Annotated in this window: 7 protein-coding genes; 5 read left to right on the forward strand and 2 right to left on the reverse strand. The window is 57.5% G+C overall.

The window, feature by feature from the left end:
* On the reverse strand, positions 1–796 hold a 796-nt coding region (locus tag ACK4TM_RS16475), incomplete at its 3' end, for an ROK family protein (protein ID WP_409703341.1).
* Between the two features lie 200 nt (positions 797–996).
* Here ACK4TM_RS16475 and ACK4TM_RS16480 point away from each other — a divergent pair.
* Genes ACK4TM_RS16480 through ACK4TM_RS16500 form a run of 5 tightly spaced genes read left to right on the forward strand, consistent with a single transcriptional unit; the run spans position 997 to position 5,910 of the window.
* Complete coding sequence (locus tag ACK4TM_RS16480) at positions 997–1,656, forward strand: uridine kinase (protein ID WP_409703344.1); 660 nt, start codon at positions 997–999, stop codon at positions 1,654–1,656.
* 7 nt (positions 1,657–1,663) lie between these two features.
* Positions 1,664–2,719, forward strand: a complete 1,056-nt coding sequence (locus tag ACK4TM_RS16485; protein ID WP_409703347.1) for an ABC transporter ATP-binding protein — start codon at positions 1,664–1,666, stop codon at positions 2,717–2,719.
* A gap of 38 nt (positions 2,720–2,757) precedes the next feature.
* The gene (locus ACK4TM_RS16490; protein ID WP_409703350.1) at positions 2,758–4,119 is read left to right on the forward strand and encodes an ABC transporter substrate-binding protein; all 1,362 of its coding nucleotides are present in this window, start codon (positions 2,758–2,760) and stop codon (positions 4,117–4,119) included.
* Between the two features lie 58 nt (positions 4,120–4,177).
* Positions 4,178–5,068: a carbohydrate ABC transporter permease gene (locus ACK4TM_RS16495; RefSeq protein WP_409703353.1), complete on the forward strand. Its 891-nt coding sequence runs from the start codon at positions 4,178–4,180 to the stop codon at positions 5,066–5,068.
* The gene (locus tag ACK4TM_RS16500; protein WP_409703356.1) at positions 5,065–5,910 is read left to right on the forward strand and encodes a carbohydrate ABC transporter permease; all 846 of its coding nucleotides are present in this window, start codon (positions 5,065–5,067) and stop codon (positions 5,908–5,910) included. The genes ACK4TM_RS16495 and ACK4TM_RS16500 overlap by 4 nt, the downstream gene beginning before the upstream one ends.
* On the opposite strand, the gene ACK4TM_RS16505 is transcribed toward ACK4TM_RS16500, so the two are convergent.
* Positions 5,876–6,354 (reverse strand): substrate-binding domain-containing protein (locus ACK4TM_RS16505; RefSeq protein ID WP_409703359.1); only part of this gene is annotated, 479 nt, incomplete at its 5' end. The two genes, ACK4TM_RS16500 and ACK4TM_RS16505, sit on opposite strands and share 35 nt — an antisense overlap.

Below are 6,354 nucleotides of genomic sequence, written 5' to 3' on the forward strand. Positions count from 1 at the left end.
TCCCGCCGGGCTCATCCGGCACCCGCACCGGGCCAAAGCCACCCGAGTTGCCGTGGCAGCCGCGAAACACGCTGCCGTTGAGAACGATGCCGCCGCCGATGAACGTGCCGATAAAGAAATAGATACTGTCTGGTCGATCGACTTGAGAACTAAAGGCCCATTCTGCCCTGCACGCGGCTGTCCCGTCATTTTCTACGATGATCGGACCGGGAAGCAGGTCCTTCAGGTCTGTTTGGGCGGTGAAATCTCGCCATGCGTCCATTTCATCAGCCGCCGCATCAAAATCGTCCAGCCATTCCCATAGACCCGTCGGCATGGCGATGCCGCTGCCGGAAATGTCGGCAATCTCAAGCCCTGCAACACTCAGCAAGGGGGGAATCTGCGTTTCAAGGAATTGCCTTGTGCTGGCAGGTGTTGGATAGGCGTGGGATGTAGATCGGCGACCACGCACTGCTCCAGCAAAATCGATCACGACCATGTCAAAGCTGCGCCGCCCGATCTTGAGCCCGATATAAAACCGCCCATCGGGGTTAATATGCAGTGGAACGGATGGTTGCCCAATCCGGCCACGTGTCGGATCACCCCGAGCGAGCAGCCCGTCCTGTTCCAGGGCGCGGAATATGGTCGAGGTCGCGTTGGCGGATAATCCGGTGGCGCGCGTCGCCTCGGCCTTGGACATAGCGCCACGTCTGCGGATCAGATGAAGCACCAGCCGTTCATTATAAGCGCGCACAGTGGTTTGGTTGGACCCTTTCAGAGCCCAGTCTGCGTTAGGAAGGTCCTGCGGATCAGTCATTGCGGTATCTTTCGAGGCCTCTTGAATCTGCGCAGCACCACAAGCAGGCGCGCGCAACATGAGGCTAGCCGGGTGCTGGCGCGAAGGCAATTAGTTACTACTTCATTCAAAAGTTGTAATTGACAGGTTTTGGGCAGGATGCTAGCGCTAAGGGATAGTCTGCCGCCGTGAGGCGCTGTGTGGACTAAAGGGGGGATCACATGCCGGATGACGCAGTTGCTGCGATCGTTGCAGAAATTGGCAAGCTCCGCGGTGACAGGGACAGGGTCCTTGTCGGGATCGCCGGTGCGCCAGCGTCTGGAAAATCGACCATCGCGGCGGATGTCGTGAATGCGTTTCGAGCTCGTGATGGTGCCGGGTCCGCAGTCTTGGTGCCGATGGACGGCTACCATCTCGACAATGCAGAGTTGGATTTGATGGGGATGCGGTCTGTCAAAGGCGCGCCGCAGACCTTTGATGTGGCTGGTTTTGTTGGTTTGGTCCGGGCTATCCGGTCGCAATCGGACGTCATTCGCTATCCCTTGTTTGATCGTGCCGAGGACAAGACGATGCCTGATGCCGGAACGCTTTACCCTACAACGCCAGTGGTCGTGATTGAGGGTAATTACCTTCTGCTGCGACAGAAGGGCTGGCAGGACCTTCGCCCGCTGTTCGATCTGACCGTCATGCTGTCTGCGCCGCTGACAGAGCTGCGGACAAGACTTGTCGACCGTTGGATATCTAACGGTTTCTCTTATGCCGAAGCGAAGGCACGCGCCGAAGAAAACGATATTCCAAATGCCCAGGCCGTCACTGGCAACAGCGCAGCTGCACACTTGACCCTGCGGGTCGGCGTGCAAGAAAAATTACAGGAAAGGTAGGCTAGTCATGTCCGGCGTCAGCATCCAGAACGTGGAAAAGGTATTTGGCGCTGTGCGCGTCATCCACGGCATCAATGTCGAAATCGAAGATGGGGCATTTGTTGTGCTGGTCGGGCCGTCGGGCTGCGGGAAATCCACTCTGTTGCGCCTGATTGCAGGGCTGGAAGATGTCACCGGCGGTTCTATCCGCATCGGCGGCCAAGAGGTCAACGACATGGCCCCCAAAGACCGTGATATCGCGATGGTGTTTCAGAATTACGGGCTTTATCCGCATATGACGGTCGCGCAGAACATGGGCTTTGCGCTGAAACTTGCGGGCGTCGACAAGGCCGAAATCGCCAGCCGTGTGAACAATGCGGCGGGTATCCTCAATCTTGATGTGTTGCTGGACCGCTATCCGCGGCAATTGTCGGGTGGTCAGCGTCAGCGCGTTGCGATGGGTCGTGCGATTGTGCGTAATCCGCAGGTTTTCCTGTTCGATGAACCTTTGTCGAACCTTGATGCAAAACTGCGCGTCCAAATGCGTGCCGAGATCAAGCAACTTCACCAGAGACTGAAGGTCACGACCGTTTATGTCACCCACGACCAGATCGAGGCGATGACGATGGCCGATGTCATCGTGGTCATGCATGACGGTGTGGTCAAACAGGCGGGCGCGCCGCTTGAACTTTACGACAAGCCGATGAACTTGTTTGTGGCGGGCTTCATCGGCTCGCCAGCGATGAATTTCCTCGATGCAACAATGACGGCTGGTGCCCTGGTTCTGGCCGATGGTCAGCGCCTTGATGCACCCGCTGGCGCGGCCTTGACCGAAGGGCAGGCCGTGCGCATCGGTATCCGGCCAGAGGATCTGACAGTCGCTGATACCGGACTGCAGGTGCAGGTTTCGCTCGTTGAACCAACCGGCGCAGAAATTCTGATCGGGGCGCGGCTGGGGGATACACCCTTTACCGTTGTGCTGCGCGAACGCCACAACCTGACACCCAATCAGACCATTACGGTCGCGCCAAACGCCGGGCGCGTCCATCTGTTCGACCCCAGAACGGAAATAAGGATCAACTGACCGTTTTGGCGAATACCACCAGAGGAGGAGAAAACAAAATGACAGACCTGAATAAGATAGGGTTACTGACAGGGGCCGTGGCCCTTGGCATGACACTTGCCACGACAGCCACGGGGCAGGATGTGACCATCCGTTGGGCGCTGCACCCCGGTGCAGAAGCGGATGCCGTGATCAACTACTTTGCGCCGCTTTATGAAGAAGAAACCGGTATCAGGGTGATCGGGGAAATCCTGCCGCCCAACCAATTGCGAGATCAGATGTCCATCGAGGCGATCGGCGGCACGGGCCGGTGGGATCTAGGGTACCACAGTCCCGGCTGGTTCGGCACCTTCGCTGAGCATGTTGTCGATCTGACGCCCTATATCGAAGAACATGGCTTTGATATTGACGCCTATCCGCCATTGATCGTCGACAGCCACATGCGGTCAGACGCGCGCCCCGGTGAAATCATCGCGGTGCCGACAACACCCGCCGCACCGATGCTAATCGTGCGCAGTGACTGGTTTGAACACCCCGAAGAACAGGCAGCTTTTCAGGATGCTTACGGCCGTGCGCTTGAAACGCCGGACACGTGGTCTGAACTGCGCGAAGTTGCTGAGTTCTTTACCCGTGACGCGGGCGAGACGCTGGCGGGAGAAACGCTTGAGAATGATGTCTATGGCTGGGCCGATGCGCTTGGGGCCGGAGCAGGGATCACCCGCAGCTTTATCGTGGTTCTGTATTCGACTGGCGTGTCCGGCTGGGATGAGAACTTCACACCTGACATCGATAATCCCATCGTGATCGAGGCTGCGGAGTATTTCGTTGATCTGGCAGAAAACACCGCACCGCGCGAAGCGCAGAACTGGGGCTTTCTGGAAGGACTTGAGATGTTCCGCGACGGGCGTCTTGCGACCGCCGTCATGTGGCCCCAGGGCGTTGGCACGGTTGAGGCTGAAGGGGGCGCTGCCACTGGCAACACGGGCTATAGCCCGCTGCCGATGTGGGAAGGTAATCTGGCCGGTTATACCCAAGGCACACCCTTCCTTGGCGGTGGCGGTGTGTTCGTCTTTGACACGCCCAACAGCGAAGAAGCGTTCAAATTCCTGAAATGGATGTTGCAGGACAACGAAATCGAATGGGGCAAGCAGTCTGAACAATTCTCGACCGCCGGTCACTTCGCCAGCGAAGAATTACGCAACCTGCGCCCCTACTATCCTGAATTCCTTCCCGCCTATGAACAGGTTCTGCAATCGGTGTTCATCCGTCAGGGTATCCCTGAATATGGTTCGGTCATGTGGAACGGCACGACCGAATTCATCACTGATGTCTTTTCCGGTGATCTGACCGCAGAGCAGGCACAGACCCGCTGGGTGAACAGCATGAATGATGCTTTCCGGCGCGCTGGCTACATTCAGTGACACGATACATTCGTGCAGGGTGACCTGCCCGGATGACCTGATCCAAAGGACCTGACCCATGGCACAACGACGCGACAAATTCACACGCGGCTGGTGGTTTATTCTGCCGGGCCTGACCTTGATGCTGATCGTGGTCGGCACGCCCTTGGTGCTGGGGTTCAGCTATAGTTTGCAGGATGTGTTCCTTTACGCATTCAACAACAAAACCTTTGTTGGCTTCGAAAACTACCGCAGGGTTTTTGCCGATCCACTTTACATGAACGCACTACGTATCACGGGCATCTTTACCTTGGGCTGTCTGGTCCTGTCGGTTGGGTTTGGCATTCTGATCGCGTTCTTGCTCAATGCACGACAGGTCAAGTTCCGGCCTTTCTGGGTGGCACTGTTTCTGATCCCGTTCGTGATGACGCCCATCGTTGGTGGCATCGCATGGAAATTCTTTATGTGGCAGCAGGAAACCGGCGTGATCAACAGCGTGCTGAAACTGTTTGGCGGCCCGCAGCCGTATTGGCTGCTGGACCGTGAAACGGCATTATTGGCTGCGACGATCACCAATTCCTGGCACCTGATCCCGCTGGCCGTGCTGGTATTCTATGCCGCGCTGACTACGATCCCTGATGAATTGCACGAGGCGGGCCGGGTCGATGGCGCAGGCCCGTTCCAGTCACTTTGGTATATCGTGCTGCCAATCCTGCGACCGCATATCCTGTTTGTGTCGATCATCATCATCACCAGCGCCTTCCGCGAGTTCGACATGATCTGGGCGTTGACAGGCGGCGGGCCGGGCAGGTCAACCACGGTGCTGTCGATCTTTGCCTATAATCGCGGCATCGCCAATCAGGACATGGGGATGGCCAATACCATTGCATTTACCATGTTCATTATCATGGCGGTGGCGGCCTGGGTCTATATCACGCTTTACCGCAAAACAGGGAGGAACGAGGCATGATCTCCGCACGGATGAAGAAACGCGGCACGTCGTGGGTTGTGCATATCTTGCTGGCGATCTGGCTGGTGATTTCCTTATTGCCGCCGGTTATGTTGCTGGCAGCGAGCTTGAACAGCACGGCCTTGTTCCGCAGTCCAATGGATCTGCTGCTGCTGCGGGATTTCACGTTGGATAACTTCACACAAGCGTTCAGCCGCGGGGATTTCTGGTTCTTCTTCACCAATTCGCTGATCATCTCAACCTCTGCCGTTGTGATCACCTTGGTTGTCTGCGTGCCGCTTGCCTATGGCTTGACCAAGATTTCGGGCCGCGCCCGCGCTGCCGTTTCCTATGGCGTGCTGGCGATGCGGTTCATTCCTTATGTCGTGCTGGCGCTGCCGATGTTCCTGATCTTCGTCAATCTGGGCCTGTCAGGGTCGCGGTTCGGGCTGTTGCTGGCGCATCTCTCAATCCACATTCCCTTTGCGACATGGATGCTGGTCGGTTTCTTTGACACCGTGCCGCATGAACTGGAAGAGGCAGGCATTGTCGATGGATGCAGCCCGTGGAATCTGTTCTGGAATGTCACGCTGCCGGTTGTCCGGTCCGGTGTGATTGCATTGGCGATCCTTGTGTTCATCATCTCATGGAATGAATATCTGTTCGCACTGTTTCTGGCAGGCAGTAATGCGCAACCGCTGACCGTCGGGATCACCCGCTTTCTGGGCGGCGCAGAGGCTGGCGCGGAATACGGTGTCATCGCAGCCTATGCTGTGCTGGTGATCGCACCGGTGATCGCATTCGCACTGACCGCCAACCGCTTTATCGTCAGCGGGATGACTGCGGGGGCGGTGAAGGGGTAGTCGCTTGGTGCTTCGTCACGGTTTCCCCCAGATCAATCTGAAAACCCAAATCGATCACCGGATCGAACGGTGGCCCACCCTTCAACCGCGCCAGCACCTCGGTCATGGCGCGCGCGCCGATGCCATAGCGGTCAGTGCGCACGCTTGCCAGCCGAGGGATCATCGCCTGCCCGATATCGAGCGCATGAAAACCGGCAATTGCCATGTCATCCGGCACGCTGATCCCTTGGCGAAGGCATTCGAAATAGGCACCGACCGCCACATCGTCATTCGTGCAGAATATCCCGTCGGTTTCCGGGTAGTCGCGCATGACCTGCCGCATTAGCAATGCCCCGCCGGTGAAGGTCGATTTTTCGGCCGTTTCCACGCTGACCGGGTCAAACCCATGATCGTGCATCGCCTTTGCGTACCCCTCACGCCGCTGCAAGGTACGGGCGTCCAGCC

Origin of the sequence: Yoonia sp. (genome assembly GCF_046292185.1) — a bacterium.
Lineage (GTDB): Bacteria > Pseudomonadota > Alphaproteobacteria > Rhodobacterales > Rhodobacteraceae > Yoonia.

Excerpts from the sequence above, each read along its gene's own strand:
- ACK4TM_RS16480 (WP_409703344.1), top strand. The coding sequence starts at position 997 with ATGCCGGATGACGCAGTTGCTGCGATCGTTGCAGAAATTGGCAAGCTC.
- ACK4TM_RS16485 (WP_409703347.1), top strand. The coding sequence starts at position 1,664 with ATGTCCGGCGTCAGCATCCAGAACGTGGAAAAGGTATTTGGCGCTGTG.
- ACK4TM_RS16490 (WP_409703350.1), top strand. The coding sequence starts at position 2,758 with ATGACAGACCTGAATAAGATAGGGTTACTGACAGGGGCCGTGGCCCTT.
- ACK4TM_RS16495 (WP_409703353.1), top strand. The coding sequence starts at position 4,178 with ATGGCACAACGACGCGACAAATTCACACGCGGCTGGTGGTTTATTCTG.
- ACK4TM_RS16500 (WP_409703356.1), top strand. The coding sequence starts at position 5,065 with ATGATCTCCGCACGGATGAAGAAACGCGGCACGTCGTGGGTTGTGCAT.